Origin of the sequence: Streptomyces sp. SID5643 (assembly GCF_009872555.1) — a bacterium.
GTDB classification, from domain to species: domain Bacteria; phylum Actinomycetota; class Actinomycetes; order Streptomycetales; family Streptomycetaceae; genus Streptomyces; species Streptomyces iakyrus.
This window is the reverse complement of sequence record NZ_WWIC01000346.1, coordinates 1-16,033: the sequence shown is the minus strand read 5'-3', so window position 1 is coordinate 16,033 and position 16,033 is coordinate 1. Positions and strand designations below refer to the sequence as shown.

Annotated in this window: 18 protein-coding genes and 6 tRNA genes; 15 read left to right on the top strand and 9 right to left on the bottom strand. The window is 72.9% G+C overall.

Annotated features, from left to right (window positions below):
* The 4 genes from cobT to GTY56_RS36725 form a co-directional block, all read left to right on the top strand.
* Window positions 1-2,297: nicotinate-nucleotide--dimethylbenzimidazole phosphoribosyltransferase (gene cobT, locus GTY56_RS36740; protein ID WP_237525195.1), on the top strand; the 2,297-nt coding region annotated here is incomplete at its 5' end.
* Between the two features lie 184 nt (window positions 2,298-2,481).
* Complete coding sequence (gene cobA, locus GTY56_RS36735; protein ID WP_161369597.1) at window positions 2,482-3,723, top strand: uroporphyrinogen-III C-methyltransferase; 1,242 nt, start codon at window positions 2,482-2,484, stop codon at window positions 3,721-3,723.
* Between the two features lie 64 nt (window positions 3,724-3,787).
* The gene (locus GTY56_RS36730) at window positions 3,788-4,606 is read left to right on the top strand and encodes a TrmH family RNA methyltransferase (protein ID WP_161369596.1); all 819 of its coding nucleotides are present in this window, start codon (window positions 3,788-3,790) and stop codon (window positions 4,604-4,606) included.
* Between the two features lie 8 nt (window positions 4,607-4,614).
* Window positions 4,615-5,007: an NUDIX domain-containing protein gene (locus GTY56_RS36725; RefSeq protein ID WP_161369595.1), complete on the top strand. Its 393-nt coding sequence runs from the start codon at window positions 4,615-4,617 to the stop codon at window positions 5,005-5,007.
* Window positions 5,008-5,041: 34 nt separating this feature from the next.
* Here GTY56_RS36725 and GTY56_RS36720 read toward each other — a convergent pair whose 3' ends face one another.
* Window positions 5,042-6,502, bottom strand: a complete 1,461-nt coding sequence (locus GTY56_RS36720; protein WP_161369594.1) for a serine/threonine-protein kinase — start codon at window positions 6,500-6,502, stop codon at window positions 5,042-5,044.
* A gap of 195 nt (window positions 6,503-6,697) precedes the next feature.
* On the opposite strand from GTY56_RS36720, the gene GTY56_RS36715 reads away from it, so the two are divergent.
* The 4 genes from GTY56_RS36715 (at window position 6,698) to GTY56_RS36700 (ending at window position 8,892) form a co-directional block, all read left to right on the top strand.
* The gene (locus GTY56_RS36715; protein ID WP_031112035.1) at window positions 6,698-6,937 is read left to right on the top strand and encodes a DUF8836 family protein; all 240 of its coding nucleotides are present in this window, start codon (window positions 6,698-6,700) and stop codon (window positions 6,935-6,937) included.
* A 234-nt stretch (window positions 6,938-7,171) separates the two neighbouring features.
* Window positions 7,172-7,381 (top strand): hypothetical protein, encoded by a 210-nt coding sequence (locus tag GTY56_RS36710; RefSeq protein WP_161369593.1) that lies wholly within the window; start codon window positions 7,172-7,174, stop codon window positions 7,379-7,381.
* A 199-nt stretch (window positions 7,382-7,580) separates the two neighbouring features.
* Window positions 7,581-8,522 (top strand): phosphotransferase family protein, encoded by a 942-nt coding sequence (locus GTY56_RS36705; RefSeq protein WP_346345664.1) that lies wholly within the window; start codon window positions 7,581-7,583, stop codon window positions 8,520-8,522.
* A gap of 79 nt (window positions 8,523-8,601) precedes the next feature.
* Window positions 8,602-8,892, top strand: a complete 291-nt coding sequence (locus GTY56_RS36700; RefSeq protein WP_161369591.1) for a TFIIB-type zinc ribbon-containing protein — start codon at window positions 8,602-8,604, stop codon at window positions 8,890-8,892.
* A gap of 53 nt (window positions 8,893-8,945) precedes the next feature.
* Here the strand turns inward: GTY56_RS36700 and GTY56_RS36695 are convergent.
* The 5 genes from GTY56_RS36695 to GTY56_RS36675 all read right to left on the bottom strand — a co-directional run bounded on the left by GTY56_RS36695 (window position 8,946) and on the right by GTY56_RS36675 (window position 9,413).
* Window positions 8,946-9,017 (bottom strand) — tRNA-Val (locus GTY56_RS36695).
* Window positions 9,018-9,060: 43 nt separating this feature from the next.
* Window positions 9,061-9,132, bottom strand: a tRNA-Val gene (locus GTY56_RS36690).
* Between the two features lie 24 nt (window positions 9,133-9,156).
* A tRNA-Val gene (locus tag GTY56_RS36685) sits at window positions 9,157-9,228 on the bottom strand.
* Between the two features lies 1 nt (window position 9,229).
* Window positions 9,230-9,303: transfer RNA gene (locus GTY56_RS36680), tRNA-Cys, on the bottom strand.
* Window positions 9,304-9,340: 37 nt separating this feature from the next.
* Window positions 9,341-9,413 (bottom strand) — tRNA-Gly (locus GTY56_RS36675).
* Window positions 9,414-9,591: 178 nt separating this feature from the next.
* Here GTY56_RS36675 and GTY56_RS36670 point away from each other — a divergent pair.
* The 3 genes from GTY56_RS36670 to GTY56_RS36660 are packed head-to-tail and all read left to right on the top strand — an operon-like array spanning window position 9,592 to window position 12,332.
* Complete coding sequence (locus GTY56_RS36670) at window positions 9,592-10,635, top strand: chorismate-binding protein (protein WP_161369590.1); 1,044 nt, start codon at window positions 9,592-9,594, stop codon at window positions 10,633-10,635.
* Entirely contained in the window at window positions 10,632-11,453 is an 822-nt protein-coding gene (locus tag GTY56_RS36665; RefSeq protein ID WP_161369589.1) for an aminotransferase class IV, read from the top strand. The genes GTY56_RS36670 and GTY56_RS36665 overlap by 4 nt, the downstream gene beginning before the upstream one ends.
* 54 nt (window positions 11,454-11,507) lie before the next feature.
* Complete coding sequence (locus GTY56_RS36660; protein WP_161369588.1) at window positions 11,508-12,332, top strand: GNAT family N-acetyltransferase; 825 nt, start codon at window positions 11,508-11,510, stop codon at window positions 12,330-12,332.
* 32 nt (window positions 12,333-12,364) lie between these two features.
* On the opposite strand, the gene GTY56_RS36655 is transcribed toward GTY56_RS36660, so the two are convergent.
* Window positions 12,365-12,889: a DsbA family protein gene (locus GTY56_RS36655; protein ID WP_161369587.1), complete on the bottom strand. Its 525-nt coding sequence runs from the start codon at window positions 12,887-12,889 to the stop codon at window positions 12,365-12,367.
* Window positions 12,890-13,063: 174 nt separating this feature from the next.
* On the opposite strand from GTY56_RS36655, the gene GTY56_RS36650 reads away from it, so the two are divergent.
* Together GTY56_RS36650 and GTY56_RS40210 are read left to right on the top strand one after the other, a co-directional pair.
* Window positions 13,064-13,501: a hypothetical protein gene (locus GTY56_RS36650; protein WP_161369586.1), complete on the top strand. Its 438-nt coding sequence runs from the start codon at window positions 13,064-13,066 to the stop codon at window positions 13,499-13,501.
* Window positions 13,502-13,655: 154 nt separating this feature from the next.
* Window positions 13,656-13,832: a hypothetical protein gene (locus tag GTY56_RS40210; RefSeq protein WP_202511221.1), complete on the top strand. Its 177-nt coding sequence runs from the start codon at window positions 13,656-13,658 to the stop codon at window positions 13,830-13,832.
* A 93-nt stretch (window positions 13,833-13,925) separates the two neighbouring features.
* Here GTY56_RS40210 and GTY56_RS36645 read toward each other — a convergent pair whose 3' ends face one another.
* Both GTY56_RS36645 and GTY56_RS36640 read right to left on the bottom strand, forming a co-directional pair.
* On the bottom strand, window positions 13,926-14,486 hold the full coding sequence (locus tag GTY56_RS36645) for a CGNR zinc finger domain-containing protein (RefSeq protein WP_161369585.1): 561 nt from the start codon (window positions 14,484-14,486) through the stop codon (window positions 13,926-13,928).
* A 363-nt stretch (window positions 14,487-14,849) separates the two neighbouring features.
* A complete protein-coding gene (locus tag GTY56_RS36640) occupies window positions 14,850-15,263 on the bottom strand; it encodes an SsgA family sporulation/cell division regulator (RefSeq protein ID WP_004002642.1) in 414 nt (137 codons plus the stop codon).
* Between the two features lie 191 nt (window positions 15,264-15,454).
* Here GTY56_RS36640 and GTY56_RS36635 point away from each other — a divergent pair, with 191 nt between their 5' ends.
* Complete coding sequence (locus GTY56_RS36635; RefSeq protein ID WP_161363987.1) at window positions 15,455-15,913, top strand: TIGR02611 family protein; 459 nt, start codon at window positions 15,455-15,457, stop codon at window positions 15,911-15,913.
* A gap of 46 nt (window positions 15,914-15,959) precedes the next feature.
* A tRNA-Val gene (locus GTY56_RS36630) sits at window positions 15,960-16,031 on the top strand.
* The last annotated feature ends 2 nt before the right edge of the window (window positions 16,032-16,033 follow it).

The following is a 16,033-nucleotide window of genomic DNA, read 5'->3' as shown; positions in this document are numbered from 1 at the left end:
ACCCGGCAGCCCGGGCCGCCGCGCCGGCTGACGCGGACGCCGCCTCCACCCCGGAGACGACCACCCCGGCTCAGCCCGCCCCGGAACCGACGACCACCGAGGCCGCCGCACCCGCTCAGGCACCCGAGGCGCCCTCGGCCTCCGAGGCCTCCGAGGCCCCCGTGCCTGCCCCCGCCGCCGGAGCGCCGGCGGCCCCGGCCCCCGAACCGGTCGCAGCCGCCCCCGCCCCCGCCCCGCAGGGAACCGCCCCCGGCGCCCCGGCGCCCGGCGAGGACGTCACCGTCGTACTCCCCGCCCCGGCCGCGGAAGAGCAGGCGGAGCAGGCCGGACAGGGCGGACACCCCGTGCAGGGCCCGCAGCGGTCCCAGCCGGCGGAGCCCGAGACGCCGGAGCCCCCCGCAGCCGCACCGGCGGCCACGGTCCCGGCTCCCCGCGACGGCGACGCCGAACTCGCCCAGAACGCCGACGACCTGGACACCCGGGCCGCCGAACAGGAAGACATCGACGACCAGGAACGCCGAGAAGAGAGTGCGGCCGCAGTGGCAGAAGCCCGACAGTCCAGCGGCCCCGCGGCCCCCGGTTACGACCCCGCCGAGCGCGAGGCCGTCCTGAAGGTCATGCGCGAGCGCCGTGACATCCGCAACGGCTTCCGCAGCGACCCCATCCCGCACGAGGTGCTGCTCCGCGTCCTGGAGGCCGCCCACCACGCGCCCTCCGTCGGCCACTCGCAGCCCTGGGACTTCGTCGTCATCCGCTCCGCCGACACCCGGCGCGCGATGCACGAACTGGCCATGCGCCAGCGCGACGCCTACGCGAAGTCCCTCCCGAAGGGCCGGGCCAAGCAGTTCAAGGAACTGAAGATCGAGGCCATCCTCGACACGCCGGTGAACATCGTGGTCACCGCGGACCCGACCCGTGGCGGCCGGCACACCCTCGGCCGCCACACCCAGCCCCAGATGGCCCCGTACTCGGCCGCCCTGGCCGTGGAGAACCTGTGGCTCGCCGCCCGCGCCGAGGGCCTCGGCGTCGGCTGGGTCAGCTTCTTCGACGAGCGCGAGATGGTGCGCGCCCTCGGCCTGCCCGAGCACCTGGAGATCATCGCCTACCTGTGCGTCGGCTACGTCGACGAGTTCCCGGACGAGCCCGAGCTGTTGCAGGCCGGCTGGTCCAAGCGCCGCCCCTTGTCCTGGGTCGTGCACGAAGAGACATACGGCCGCCGTGCCCTGCCCGGAGAGGAACCCCACGACCTGCTCGCCGAGACCGTCGCGCAGATCCGCCCGCTGGACGCCAAGGCGCTCGGCGAGGCGTGGGAGCGCCAGAAGCGTATGACCAAGCCGGCCGGCGCGCTGGGCATGCTGGAGATCATCTCCGCGCAGCTGTCCGGCCTGTCCCGCCAGTGCCCGCCGCCCATCCCGGAGCCCGCGGCCGTCGCCATCTTCGCCGGCGACCACGGAGTGCACGCCCAGGGCGTCACCCCCTGGCCGCAGGAGGTCACGGCCCAGATGGTGGCCAACTTCCTCGGCGGCGGTGCCGTCTGCAACGCCTTCGCCACCCAGGTCGGTGCCGAGGTCTGCATCGTGGACGTGGGCGTCGCCGCCGACCTCCCGGCCACCCCGGGCCTGCTGCCCCGCAAGATCCGGGCCGGCACGTCCGACATGACGACCGGCCCCTCGATGACCCGCGAGGAGGCCCGGCAGGCCATCGAGGTCGGCATCGAGACCGCCCGCGACCTGGTCGCCGCCGGCAACAAGGCGCTGCTGACCGGCGAGATGGGCATCGCGAACACCACGGCGTCCGCCGCCCTGATCTCCGTCTTCACGGGCGCCGACCCGGCCGAGGTGACGGGCCGGGGCACCGGCATCAACGACGAGACCCTCGCCCGCAAGACCGAGGTCGTGCGCCGTGCGCTGGAGCTCCACCAGCCGGATCCGGCCGACCCGATCGGCGTGCTCGCCGCGATCGGCGGCTTCGAGCACGCCGCCATCGTCGGCCTCCTCCTCGGCGGTGCCTCCCTGCGGACGCCGGTGATCCTGGACGGCGTCAGCGCCGGAGCCGCCGCGCTGGTCGCCCGGGCGATCGCCCCCGAGGTCCTGGCCGCCTGCATCGCTGGCCACCGCAGCGCCGAGCCGGGCCACGTCGCCGCCCTCAACAAGCTGGGCCTGCGTCCCCTGGTCGACCTCGACCTCCGCCTCGGCGAGGGCACCGGTGCCCTGCTCGCCCTCCCGCTGGTCCAGAGCACGGCCAGGGCCATGCACGAGGTGGCGACGTTCGATTCGGCGGGAGTCACCGAGAAGTAGGGCTCCCGCAGCCGACGTGATGCCGTGGGCGGCCGTTCCCGCACGACGGAACGACCGCCCACGGCCACGCCCCGGCAGACGGGCGGGGTGCCCAGCCACTGGACCACCCGCGCCGCCCTCCCCCCTGCCCACTAAAATCCGCACGTCAGGGCATCGAACTCCGCCGCAACAGGAGCCGCACCTCATGGCCGAACACCCCGCCTACCCCGTAGGCCTCCGCCTCACCGGCCGTCGCGTGGTCGTCCTCGGCGGCGGCCAGGTCGCCCAGCGCCGCCTCCCGGCACTGATCGCGGCGGGCGCGGACGTCCTCCTGGTGTCCCCCGAGGCCACCCCCTCGGTCGAGGCCATGGCGGACGCCGGCGAGATCACCTGGCACCGGCGCCCGTACGCGGAGGGCGACCTCGCGGACGCCTGGTACGCCCTCATCGCCACCAGTGACCCCGACGCCAACACCGCCGCCTCCGCCGAGGCCGAGCGCCACCGCGTCTGGTGCGTCCGCTCCGACGACGCCGACCGGGCCACCGCCTGGACCCCGGCCACCGGTCACAGCGAAGGCGTCACGGTCGCCGTCCTCACCACGGACGCCAAGGGACGCGACCCCCGCCACACCGCAGCCATCCGCGACGCGGTCGTCGAGGGCCTGCGCGACGGCACGCTCGTCGCCCCGCACCACCGCACCCGCACCCCCGGCGTCGCCCTGGTCGGCGGCGGGCCCGGCGATCCGGACCTGATCACCGTGCGCGGCCGCCGTCTGCTCGCCGAGGCCGACGTGGTCATTACCGACCACCTCGGCCCGCGCGACCTGCTCGCCGAACTGTCCCCGGGCGTCGAGGTGATCGACGCGGCGAAGCTGCCCTTCGGCCGTTTCATGGCCCAGGAAGCCATCAACGAGGCCCTGATCGAGCACGCCCGCAAGGGCAAGTCGGTCGTCCGGCTCAAGGGCGGCGACCCCTTCGTCTACGGTCGCGGCATGGAGGAGGTCCAGGCCCTGGCCGAGGCCGGCATCCCGTGCACGGTCGTGCCCGGGATCTCCAGCTCCATCTCGGTTCCGGGCGCCGCCGGCATCCCGGTGACCCACCGGGGTGTCGCCCACGAGTTCACCGTGGTCAGCGGCCACATCGCCCCCGACGACGAGCGCTCCCTGGTCGACTGGCCCTCCCTGGCCAAGCTGACCGGCACGCTGGTGATCCTCATGGGCGTCAGCACGATCGGCAAGGTCGCCGAGACCCTCATCGCCCACGGCAAGTCCCCGGACGCACCCGTCGCCCTGGTCCAGGAAGGCACGACCGCCGGCCAGCGCCGCGTCGACGCCACGCTGGCGACGGTCGCCGAGACCGTGCGGACCGCGGAGGTGAAGCCCCCGGCGGTCATCGTCATCGGCGAGGTCGTGACGGTCGGGCCCGCGACCCCCGCACCCGGAAAGTAACCCCGGGTAACACAACCCGTACCGAGCCGTTGGCACCGCACCCAGGACAAGGCAGTATCACCCTGTGGCCGATCTCATCACCGTCGAGGATCCCGACGACCCGCGTCTGCGCGACTACACCGGCCTGACCGACGTGGAGTTGCGCCGCAAGCGCGAACCCGCCGAGGGCCTGTTCATCGCCGAGGGCGAGAAGGTCATCAGAAGGGCCAAGGAAGCCGGCTACGAGATGCGGTCCATGCTGCTCTCGGCCAAGTGGGTCGACGTGATGCGCGACGTCATCGACGAACTGCCCGCCCCGGTCTACGCCGTCAGCCCGGAGCTCGCCGAGCAGGTCACCGGCTACCACGTGCACCGCGGCGCGCTCGCCTCCATGCAGCGCAAGCCCCTGCCCACCGCCGCCGACCTCCTGCGGACCACCCGCCGGGTCGTCATCATGGAGTCGGTCAACGACCACACCAACATCGGCGCCATCTTCCGCTCGGCCGCCGCCCTCGGCATGGACGCCGTCCTGCTCTCCCCGGACTGCGCCGACCCCCTCTACCGCCGCAGCGTGAAGGTCTCCATGGGTGCGGTCTTCTCCGTCCCCTACGCCCGTCTGGACACCTGGCCCAAGGGCCTGGAATCGGTCCGCGAGGCGGGCTTCACCCTCCTCGCCCTCACCCCCGACGAGAAGGCCCGGCCCCTCGACGAGGCCGCCCCGCACACCATGGACCGCGTCGCCCTCATGCTCGGCGCGGAGGGCGACGGCCTGTCCACCCAGGCCCTGGTCGCCGCCGACGAATGGGTCCGCATCCCCATGTCCCACGGCGTCGACTCCCTCAACGTCGGCGCGGCCGCGGCCGTCGCCTTCTACGCCGTGGCCACCGGCCGGCCCCAGGTGTAGGGGGCCTCGTGGAGCAGCGTGAGGCCGTCGTGGCGGTACTTCTGCGCGGTGAGCGCCTGCTCGCGATCCGGCGTGGCCCCGGGGTCGCCCGCCCCGGCTACTGGCAGCCGCTCAGCGGCAAGGTCGAGCCGGGCGAGACCCAGGAGCAGGCGGTCGTCCGGGAGGTCCGCGAGGAGGTCGGCCTCACCGTCGTACCTCAGGCGAAGGTCTGGGAGTCGGAGACCGACGACCACCGCTTCCGTCTCCACTGGTGGACCGCCCGCGCCGACACGGGCGAGGTGGTCCCCGACCCGCACGAGGTCGCCGAGGCCCGCTGGGTCACCCCGCGGCAGTTCCTGGCCCTCGACCCCGTGTTCGCCGGCGACCGCGAGTTCTTCGAGCGGGTCCTGCCGGAGCTCTGACGCCCCCGCCGGGCGGCGGGCCCTCGTCACACGGCTAGAAATCCCGGGGGTGGTCGTACTGCTGGACACGCTCCTGCCGTGCCCCGCCCCCGTCACCGCCGAGCCCCCGCGCCGGACCCTGACAGCCCTGGACCAGCGCGATTCCGACCGCCACCAGCAGCGTCACGACGACGAACACGAACAGCCGCTGCCGCAGCAACCGGGGATTGGCGGGCCGCAGCCCGGTCCCCGTGCTCCGGGGCGCCGGACGCCCGGTGCCGCTGTGCGGGGCGGGGCGGCTGCCGCTGCCCGACCGCGTCCCGTTGCGCCCGGTGGTGGGCGTCGGCCGCGACCCGGACCGCGACGGGGTGCCGCCGCGCGGGGCACCGGAGCCGCGCACCGGAGTCCTGCCGCGGTTTCCGCCCCCCGTCGACCGGTTCCCGCTTCCGCCCGGCCGGGCTCCGCCGCGCCCACCGGTCCCGCTCTGGGAGGCCGGGCCGTCCGGCGAGGGATGGCCGTCCCGGGAGGGAGCCGACCCGCGCGGTGGGGGAGTGCCCCGGCCCCGCTGCGCCCCGGACGTCCCCGCCCCCTGCTGCCCCTGCGGACGCCGGGTGCGCTCGGGGTAGGTGTCGGCGAGCCGCTCGGCCTCGGCGCCGCGGGGCGCGGGCGGCCGGACCCCGGCGAGGTCCTGGGACTCCCGGGCCGCGATCTCCTTGAGCCGCAGGGACAGTTGGAGCGTGCTGGGCCGCTCCTCGGGGTCCTTCGCCAGGCACGCCCGGACGAGCGGGGCCAACGCGTCGGGCACGCCGTGCAGCTGCGGCTCCTCGTGCACCACGCGGTACAGCATCACCTCGGAACTGCCGTGCCCGAAGGGCGAGTCGCCCATGGACGAGTACGCGAGCGTGGCACCGAGCGAGAACACGTCCGTGGCCGGTGTGACGGCGGCCCCGCGCACCTGCTCCGGCGCGAGGAAGCCGGGGGAGCCGACCGCCGTGCCGACATGGGTGAGCGTCGAGGCGCCGGTCGCCCAGGCGATGCCGAAGTCGATGATCCGCGGCCCCTTCGGGGACAGCAGGATGTTGGACGGCTTCAGGTCCCGGTGCACCACCCCGGCCTCGTGCACCGCGACGAGGCCCTCCGACAGGGCGGCGCCGACGGCCGCGACGTCGGCCGCGCCGAGCGGGCCCTCGGCCGCGACCTTGTCGTGCAGGGAGGGGCCGGGCACGTACTGGGTGGCGAACCAGGGCCGGTCCGCGTCGAGGTCGGCGGCCACCAGCCGGGCCGTGCAGCCGCCGCGGATCCGCCGCGCCGCCGACACCTCACGGGCGAACCGCGAGCGGAACTCCTGGTCCTCCGCCAGGTCGGGGCGGATGACCTTGAGCGCGACCCGCTGCCCCTTCTTGTCGGAGCCCAGGTAGACCACGCCCATCCCGCCCGCGCCGAGCCGTCTGTGAAGCTTGAACGAGCCGACGACGCGCGGGTCCTCGCGCCTCAGGCGCATCATCGCCATGTTCATCCCCGCTGCCCGGTCCTGTGACGAGCCACAGCTTACGTTTCCACGGCCGCCCGCGCGCAGAGGCCGCGCCCTCTCAGGGTGATGGATTGTCAGTGGTGGGTGGGAGACTTGAAAGGTGGTCAGGGAGGGCGCGAAGAGGCGGACTTCGCGCGGTGAGTGATCCCAACCACCCGTCGCAGAAGGGGGATTGGTCCTGTGAAGGGTGATCGTGTGGAGATAGTCGTGGATGCGGGGGACACGACGCGCACCTACGAGGTCGTGGCGAGCAGGGCGGGCCGCAGGGTGGAGACGGCGGTCCGCCGAGGTGTCGTGGAAGTGAGCGAAGTCACCCGTAGCGGCACGGTCGTGCGTACCGCCCGCTTCATGGCGAATCGGGTGCTGGCCCTGGTGGAACAGCCGATTCCGCGAGAGGAGAGCTCGGACAAAGAAGGGTGAACCGGTCGCCCCGTGGGGGAAGACCCTGAGACCCGTGTCCCCGTCTCCACCCAGGGGAGTACGTCGCAGGTGGCGGCTCATCCTCCGGGAGGCCCGGCAATCGGTACGAGGGCATGACGCCGGCAGAGGGCCGGACGCCTAGATTTGAGGTCAAGCGGCGGGTGCAGCACTCGTCCCCCGAGGTCAGACGCCCGCCGCTGCCAACGACAACCGATACAGGTCAGGAGAGGGGCCATGGCCCAGACGGCTCCGCGGACACTGCTCCGCGAGGAGGGACGCAAGGCGTACGCCGCCGCGTCCCGCCCCCGCCGCCAGGGCCGTCGTCACCCGCTGGTGGCGACCCTGATGGCCCTTCCCCTGGCGGTCCTGCTCCTCCTCGTCTTCGACGGGTGGGAGACAGTGGCCACACAGGCGTCGTCCGTGGGCGAGATGCTGGGGCGCTGAGCGGCGACCCCAGGCCCGGAAGAGCGGTCCGGGCGGGGACATCCCGACCATGAAACCCCGTGGGGACGGGGGTGCGGCGGACGGCACAAAATGCCGGCGCAGCTGGGGAGCTGCGCCGGCATTGCTGTGCCCGAGCGCTGAGCACCCGCAACGGACCCGCCCCCTGGGACCCGGTCCCCTCTGCGCGTACTCTCACCCGGTGAACTCCGCCCCCGGTCCGCTCCTGGCCGGTCTCACCGCCCGGGCCCGAGCCGCCGCCCACGCCCGCTCACCGGTCTGCCCCTGCGGCGTGGCCACGCTCGCGGACCGCCCGGACGGCACCGTCGTACGCCATGCGGACACCGTCGCGAAGGCCCACCCCCCGGATGCGACCCCCGCCGAGCTCACGAGCCGCCTCACCCTTGCCGCCCGCCGCCCCGGCATCCTCCTGCCCCCACTGGATCCCGCCCCGGTCGACCTGCACGGCCGCCTGGTGACGTTCTGGCCGTACGGCACCCCGGTGGATCCCGACGACCCGGACGCCGCACCCTGGGAAGCCGCCGCCGCACTCCTCGCCCGCCTGCACCGCAGCCCGGCCCCTCAGGGCCTGCCGGTCATGCGCGGCCCGGCCAAAGCGGCCCGCGCCGTCGCCCGGCTCCGAGAGGCCGGCCCGCACCCGGCGCTCGCACCCGTCCTGCGCGCCTGGGCCACCCTCCCGCCCTGGGCCCGGGCCGAGGCGCCGATGCCGCACTCCGGCACCCTCTGCCACGGCGACCTCCACCTCGGCCAACTCGTACGGCACCCCGCCGCCGACGGGCCCTGGCTGCTGATAGACGTGGACGACCTCGGCGTCGGCGTCCCCGCCTGGGACCTCGCGCGTCCCGCCGCCTGGTACGCCTGCGGTCTGCTCCCGCCCGGCGCATGGGCCCGGTTCCTCGCCGCCTACCGGGAGGCGGGAGGCCCGGCCGTCCCGGCCGAGGGTGACCCCTGGCCCGCCCTCGACGTCCCCGCGCGTGCCCTCACCGCGCAGACCGCGGCCCGGGCCGTGGCCAAGGCGGTCGCGGCCGGCCGCCCGCTGGACGAGGTGGAGCAGTCGGTCGTGGAGGCCTGTGGCCGAATGGCTGCCGTCCCGCCCCAGTTGGTGCAGGAGTACGCGAAGTAGGGTGCAACCGAGCACAGCGGGACAGAGTCTGTCCTGGCGAGATGTGAAGCAGGACCGACCGGCGAGGAGTTGAACGACCATGCAGTGTCCGAAGTGCCGTGCGCCGATGCACACGTACAACCGCAACGGTGTCCAGATCGAGCAGTGCAGCGGGTGCCGCGGGATCTTTCTCGACTACGGCGAGCTGGAGTCGCTGACCCGCCTGGAGGCCCAGTGGTCCCAGGGCGCCCCGCCGCCCCCGCCCGCCCCGCAGGCCTACCCCGCCCCTCCGGCCCCCGCATGGGGTGCTCCGCACGGCGGCCACGGTCACCACGGCCACCCCGGTCACCACCGCAACAAGAGCTTCGGCCACATGCTGTTCTCGTCCTGAGCCGTGACATCACAGAAGCCCCCGGCCGCGAACGGCCGGGGGCTTCTCGTGCGTGGACGATACTGGGATTGAACCAGTGACCTCTTCCGTGTCAGGGAAGCGCTCTCCCGCTGAGCTAATCGTCCTCGGGGCCATGACCACCGACTGTGGCGGATCATGGGCACTGCGTGCGCGATACTGGGATTGAACCAGTGACCTCTTCCGTGTCAGGGAAGCGCTCTCCCGCTGAGCTAATCGCGCGGGTCGGGATCTCGGGAGATCCAGTGGACGATACTGGGATTGAACCAGTGACCTCTTCCGTGTCAGGGAAGCGCTCTCCCGCTGAGCTAATCGTCCTTGGAGGTGGAGACGGGATTTGAACCCGTGTAGACGGCTTTGCAGGCCGTTGCCTCGCCTCTCGGCCACTCCACCAGGAGTGTAGGGGGCCGGGAAGCCCCCTCTTCCTTCGAGCGGACGACGAGGTTCGAACTCGCGACCTCAACCTTGGCAAGGTTGCGCTCTACCAACTGAGCTACGTCCGCCTGTCGTTTCGGTCCGCCCTCGCGGCCCGGCGACGTGTTGAACTCTAGCGGATTCCCGGGCCAGTACAAAAACGCGTTTGTGCAGCGTGCTGCGCTTCCCCTGCTCAAGGACGTCACAGGACTTCCCGGCAGGACATCCCCCGGTCACCCGTAGGGCCCCCGCCATAGACTCGACTGCGTGCTCGACCTCCCTCCTCTCGCCCGCTTCGGCGACCGCGTCGCCACCGGACTCCTCGACGTCACCGACGATCCCGAGGCCCTGGAATCCAGCGGCTTCTGGGCCGTCTGTGCCGACTTCGAAGGCCGTCTGACCTGCGCCCGCTTCGCGGAGGTCCGGACGGCGGGCGTGCCGGCCCCCGTGCCCGGCGCATGGCGCGGCCCGGCCGCCGGTGACTGGACGTCCTCGCTCGACCGCGCCGCGTACACGGCCGCCGTACGGCGGATCCGCGCCCACATCGCGGCCGGCGAGGTCTACCAGGCGAACCTGTGCCGGGTGCTGTCCGCGCCCGTGGCCCCCGGCGCCGACGTGGACGCCCTCACCGCACTGCTGGCCCGCGGCAACCCGGCGCCCTATGCAGGAACGATCCGCCTGCCCGAGCACGGCGTCGAGATCGCCACGGCCTCCCCCGAACTGTTCCTGCGGCGCGACGGCCGGGTCGTCGCGTCCGGGCCGATCAAGGGCACCGGCCGTACCGAGGCGGACCTGCTGGAGAAGGACTTCGCCGAGAACGTGATGATCGTGGACCTGGTCCGCAACGACATCGGGCGGGTGTGCGCCACGGGCAGCGTGACGGTGCCCGACCTGTGTGCCGTCGAGAAGCACCCCGGGCTGGTCCACCTCGTCTCGACGGTCCGCGGTGAGCTGGCGGACGGGGCCGGCTGGGCCGAGCTGCTCGGCGCCGCCTTCCCGCCCGGCTCGGTCACGGGCGCGCCCAAGTCCAGCGCCCTGCGGATCATCGACGTCCTGGAGACGGCGCCCCGGGGGCCGTACTGCGGCGGGATCGGCTGGGTCGACGCCGACCGGGGCACCGGAGAGCTGGCCGTCGGCATCCGCACCTTCTGGATCGACCGTGCGGACGGCGTGCTGCGCTTCGGCACCGGCGCCGGCATCACGTGGGGCTCGGATCCCGAGGGGGAGTGGCGGGAGACCGAGCTCAAGGCGGCCCGGCTGCTCGCGATAGCGTCGGGAACGTACGAGGTGAGTGGAGAGGACCTGACGTGAAGATCTGGCTCGACGGCGGGTTGCAGGACACCGAGTCCGCCCGCGTCTCCGTCTTCGACCACGGGCTGACCGTGGGCGACGGCATCTTCGAGACGGTCAAGGCCGTGGACGGCCGGCCGTTCGCGCTCACCCGCCACCTCGACCGGCTGACCCGCTCGGCGCGCGGCCTCGGCCTGCCGGATCCGGACCACGACGAGGTGCGCCGCGCCTGCGCCGCCGTCCTCGACGCCAACCCCGTGCCGCTCGGCCGCCTCCGCATCACCTTCACCGGCGGCCACGGCCCCCTCGGATCCGACCGCGGTGAGCACGGTCCGACCCTCGTCGTCGCCCTCGGCGAGACGACCCGCCGCCCCGACTCCACCGCCGTGATCACGGTCCCCTGGACCCGCAACGAGCGCGGCGCGCTCACCGGCCTCAAGACCACTTCGTACGCCGAGAACGTCGTGGCTCTCGCCCGGGCCCGTGAACAGGGCGCGTCCGAGGCGCTGTTCGGCAACACGGTGGGGCAGCTGTGCGAGGGCACCGGGTCGAACGTCTTCGTCGTCCTCGACGGCGAGATCCACACCCCGCCGCTCGCCTCCGGCTGCCTCGCGGGCATCACGCGTGCGCTCGCGGCCGAATGGACCGGCGCCCAGGAGACCGACCTGCCGCTCGACGTCCTGGAGCGGGCCGACGAGGTCTTCCTGACGTCCACCCTGCGGGACGTGCAGGCCGTGCACCGCGTCGACGGCCGCGAGCTGCCCGGCGCGCCGGGCCCGGTGACCGCCAAGGCCATGCGGATCTTCGAGGAGCGCGCGGGGCACGACCTCGACCCCTGACAGCCCCGGCGCTTTCGGCTGACCGGGACCGTGGTTGCGGGTAGAACACCCCTGATGACCACGACCCTGCGGCCGACCGAGCCGCTTCAGCAGAACGCCGACGGGACGCGCTCACGCCGCTACCAGGTCTGTGTGAACAGCCGTCCCGTGGGGGCGATACACCTCGACACGCATCCGGTCTTCGGCACCGCGGTGGCCCGGATCACGAAGCTGCACATCGACGAAGCCGACCGCAGGCGTGGCCGGGGCACGGTCGCCGCGCTCGCCGCCGAGGAGGTGGCACGCGGCTGGGGGTGCCGTCGCATCGAGGCGGTCGTCCCCGCCGCGTCCGAGGCCGGACTCCGGCTCGCCACCGCGCTCGGCTACGTCGTCCGCAACCGCGGCATGGAGAAGCAGCTCGGCGACACCCCGCCGGAGCTGCCGGAGGGCAGCCGCGCCCGGCCCATGACCGAGGCGGAGTTCGGCCCCTGGCTGGAGAAGGGCAAGGCGGACTACGCGCGCAGCTGGATCGACCGGGGCGTCCCTCAGGCAGAGGCCCGGGTCAAGTCGGAGCGCGACCACGCGACCCTGCTGCCCGAAGGCCTCGCCACGCCGGGCATGCTCATCAGCGTCGTCGAACACCTGGGCACGCCCGTGGGAACGCTGTGGCTCGCGGTGCGCGAGAGCAGCGCCTTCGTCTTCGACGTCGAGACCGACGCCGCCCACCGAGGGGAGGGCCACGGCCGCACCCTGATGCTGCTGGCCGAGGCCCAGACCATCGCCGAGGGCAGGCGGACCCTCGGCCTCAACGTCTTCTCGGGCAACACCCCGGCCGAACGGCTCTACGCCTCACTCGGCTACGAGACCGAGCGGTACGCCCTGTACAAACCGCTGCTGTAGCGGCCCGGTGGCCGACGGCCGGGTGAGGGGGATCAGCGCTCCTGCCCGGCCAGCAGCCGGTCCGCGATCTCCTCGATCCGCGCGCGCAGCCCCTCCTGGCTCTTGCCGCCGTCGAGCCGCTCCCCGCCGATGACGTAGGTCGGGGTGCCGGTCACCCCGATCGCCTTGCCCTCGGCCTGGTCGGCGTCCACGATCAGGATGTGCCGGCCGTCGATGAGCGCGGTGTCGAACTCCTCGGCGTCCAGGTCCAGCTCGCGGGCCACCTCGACCAGGAAGGGATCTCCCTTACGGGCCAGCTCCTCGACCCGCCCCAGCAGGGCCTCGGCGTACGGCCACCCCCGGCCCTGCTCCCATGCCTCCTCCGCGGCCTGGGCGGCGGCGAAGGCGTGCTTGTTCTTCTCCAGCGGGAAGTGCCGCAGCCGCAGCTCCAGACGGTCGCCGTAGCGGGCGCGCAGGGCATGGAGATCGTCCAGCGCGGTACGGCAGTCCGGGCACTGGAGGTCGCACCAGACCTCGAGGACGGGGGCGGCGGAACGGTCGGAGGAGGAGTCACTCATGCCTCCAGTCTCCCAGCAGCCCCGGCCGGGGCGCGGCCCGCACGGCACCTGCGGAGGAGGTGACCCCGAGATGTCCCTGATGTCGGGCCGGAACATGGCCCGCCGGGGTGCGGCGGGTGCAGGATGGAGGGGACGAAGTGCTCCGACCCGACCGCGCCACGCCTGGAGGACCGGATGATTGCCGAGACCGTCTGCTCCGCCGTGTCCGCGGCAGGCCTGGGCCTTGCGATCGTCACGGCGTACCGCAAGCGGTACCTCGCCGCGGTCCGGATCGCGGCCTACTCCCTCGTCCCGATCGGCCTCGTGATGACGGGCGTCGTCGAGTGGCTGGCCGACACCGCGTTCAGCCCGGCGGCCTGGGCCGGGTTCGGGGTGCTCGGCCTCGCCTGGGTGCTCTTCATGACCACACGAGCCGTGGAACGCCGTCGCGGCGGTACCCGCAAGGAGCGCAGGGCGGCGGCCCGCGCCGCCGACCGGCCCGACACGGTGGCCCCCGCCGCCTCGGCGCCTTCCCTCGGCCAGGGCTCCCGCCCGGCGGCGAAGCCCGCGCCGGCGTCCCGCGACGACGACTTCAGCGACATCGAGGCCATCCTCAAGAAGCACGGCATATGAAGGCGGCCCGCCGGGGCCGAATCGTCACAGTGGGTCCGCCGGTGCGCGGAAGTGATCACAACCCGAACCGGACCTCGCGGAATCGGTGCACTCCCGCACGGAACGAGGCCGCTGATCGCGCCCGGTGGGGGGACTGCGTCATCATCGCCGCGAGATGCTGGACACGACGAGACAGAGCGACCCCGCACCGCCGCAGGACGAGCCACGTCCCCGGCAGGACGAGCCACGTGGTTGCCTCTTCGCCCTCTCCCAGCCACCGCTGATGATCTTCCTGGCGGTGATCGGGAGTCTGCTGCTCATGGCCTCGTTGCACGATCTGCTGCTGCTGTGAGCCTTACCCGCGGTACCCGGCGCCACCCGCCGGGACCGCGTCGGCATCGCCATCCTCCACAGCCCCGCGGCCCGGAGGCCCGGGGGCCCGATGTCAGCCCGCCGCCTCCTTGCGGCGCGCCCGGTACGCGGCCACGTGCAGGCGGTTTCCGCAGGTGCGGCTGTCGCAGTACCGCCGCGAGCGGTTGCGGGACAGGTCGACGAAGGCGCGCCGGCAGTCAGGTGCCTCGCACCGCCGCAGCCGCTCCTGCTCCCCGGCGACCACGAAGAACGCCAGCGCCATCCCGCAGTCGGCGGCGAGATGATCGGCGACGGAGGCGCCGGGCGCGAAGTAGTGCACATGCCAGTCGTAGCCGTCGTGGTCCGTGAGCCGGGGCGTGGTGCCGGCCGCCGCGACCAGCTCGTTGATCTGCCCTGCCGCGGCACGGGCGTCCGGGGCGGCGAAGACGGCGGCGAAGCACCCGCGGATCTTGCGCACCGCCGAGAGGTCGAAGTCCGAGAGCACCCCGACATCGCTGATCTCGTGATTCCGCACGAAGTCCGCAAGGGTCGCCACGTCCGGCAGCCCGTCCGGAGCCGTGTCGTCATCCGGTGCGGTGTTCACCAGATCGACCACGGTGTCGAGGGCGCACCGGGTGTCGTGGGTGATCAGCACGATTCGCTCCCTGGCCTGAGGGTCGGGCGGGCGCCCGCCGATGCTGGCCGATGGTAACGGCTCCACCTCCGCCGGACCGCCTCATGCCCGCACATGGCTTCGAATACAACGCCTGCCGGTCCGCCGGGGTTCCCTGTGTCCGGCGCTCCGGTGGAGGGGCACCGGAGCGCCGGACAACGGGGGAGGCGCACCGGAGCGCCGGACAACGGGGGAGGCGCACCGGGGCAAGGGCGCTCTCACGCGAACCGGCGCCGTTCCGCGTGATCCGCGGTGCCGGCGCCGGTGTCATCCCGTATGCGGTTGTCCGGGCCCGAGCCGTCTCCCCGAGTCGACGGCGCCGGGCGGCTTTGTGGGGGCCTCGCCCTAGCTTTCCGCCAGGATGTGCGAGAGCTCCTGATCGAGGTCGAAGTGCCGGTGTTCCGTGCCGGGCGGCACGGCGGCGTCGGTCCGCTTCAGGAAGGACTCCAGGGCCCGTGCCGGGGCCTCCAGCAGGGCCTCGCCCTCCGGCGAGCTCAGGGCGATGCACACGACGCCCTGCCCGTGACTGCGCGACGGCCAGACGCGGACGTCGCCGGTGCCCGTAGGGCGGTGAAGTCCCTCGGCGAGGAGGTCGCGGGCGAACACCCACTCGACGGTTTCCTCGGCTCCGGTGTGGAAGGTGGCGTGCACGGCGTAGGGGTCGGCCGTGTCGTACCGCAGGCCTGCGGGGACAGGCAGGGAGGACTCGCTCGACACAACGAGGCGCAGGTGCAGCTCGCAGCTGACCGTGGTGTTCATAAGCGCCAGGGCCTTTCGCTCAGTGTGCGCTCGGGGATTCGCACGTCGGCGAAATCGACATGCCACCTACGGTGCCGTTGTAAACCCCTCTGAGTGTTTTGCGTGCCTTTACGTAACTCTTCCGGCCGAGGGATCGTTCGTGTCCTGCGTCCATTCCGGTGACTGGTTTCGCTCGGGTAGTGTTTCCCCGTATGAATACGGGGAGTAACGAGCCGACCGAGGTGGCCGTGGCGGCGAACGAGACGGGGACGGGCGAGGCGCACGGCGAGCAGGATCGCGGGCTCGGCTCGCGTGCGCCGGAATTCATCAAGGCCCGCCGGGCGCTCCACCTCAGCTGGCAGGTCGGCGTCTTCATCATCGGACTCGCGGTCGTCGTGACCGGCATCATCATGCTGCCCCTGCCCGGACCGGGGTGGGTCGTGATCTTCGGCGGCATGGCGATCTGGGCGACGGAGTTCGTCTGGGCCCAGCTGGTGCTGCGCTGGACCAAGCGGAAGGTCACCGAGGCGGCGCAGCGCGCCCTCGATCCCAAGGTGCGGCGCCGCAACATCATCCTGACGTCGGTCGGGCTGGTGATCATCGGCGTGCTGGCCGGCATCTACCTGTGGAAGTTCGGCATCACCATGCCGTGGAAGATCAAGGACCAGTGAGCGTCACAGGCACCCCCTGACATGGGGTAATGTTCTTCCTGCGTCCGGGCGATTAGCTCAGTGGGAGAGCGCTTCGTTCACACCGAAGAGGTCACTGGTTCGAACCCAGTATCGCCCACC

Bases quoted from the DNA above. Each gene is read 5' to 3' on its own strand.
- GTY56_RS36700 (WP_161369591.1), top strand. From the start codon at position 8,602: ATGCAGTGTCCGAAGTGCCGTGCGCCGATGCACACGTACAACCGCAAC.
- GTY56_RS36660 (WP_161369588.1), top strand. From the start codon at position 11,508: ATGACCACGACCCTGCGGCCGACCGAGCCGCTTCAGCAGAACGCCGAC.
- GTY56_RS36720 (WP_161369594.1), bottom strand. From the start codon at position 6,502: ATGAACATGGCGATGATGCGCCTGAGGCGCGAGGACCCGCGCGTCGTC.
- cobA (WP_161369597.1), top strand. From the start codon at position 2,482: ATGGCCGAACACCCCGCCTACCCCGTAGGCCTCCGCCTCACCGGCCGT.
- GTY56_RS36635 (WP_161363987.1), top strand. From the start codon at position 15,455: ATGAATACGGGGAGTAACGAGCCGACCGAGGTGGCCGTGGCGGCGAAC.
- GTY56_RS36650 (WP_161369586.1), top strand. From the start codon at position 13,064: ATGATTGCCGAGACCGTCTGCTCCGCCGTGTCCGCGGCAGGCCTGGGC.
- GTY56_RS36710 (WP_161369593.1), top strand. From the start codon at position 7,172: ATGGCCCAGACGGCTCCGCGGACACTGCTCCGCGAGGAGGGACGCAAG.
- GTY56_RS36655 (WP_161369587.1), bottom strand. From the start codon at position 12,889: ATGAGTGACTCCTCCTCCGACCGTTCCGCCGCCCCCGTCCTCGAGGTC.
- GTY56_RS36640 (WP_004002642.1), bottom strand. From the start codon at position 15,263: ATGAACACCACGGTCAGCTGCGAGCTGCACCTGCGCCTCGTTGTGTCG.
- GTY56_RS40210 (WP_202511221.1), top strand. From the start codon at position 13,656: ATGCTGGACACGACGAGACAGAGCGACCCCGCACCGCCGCAGGACGAG.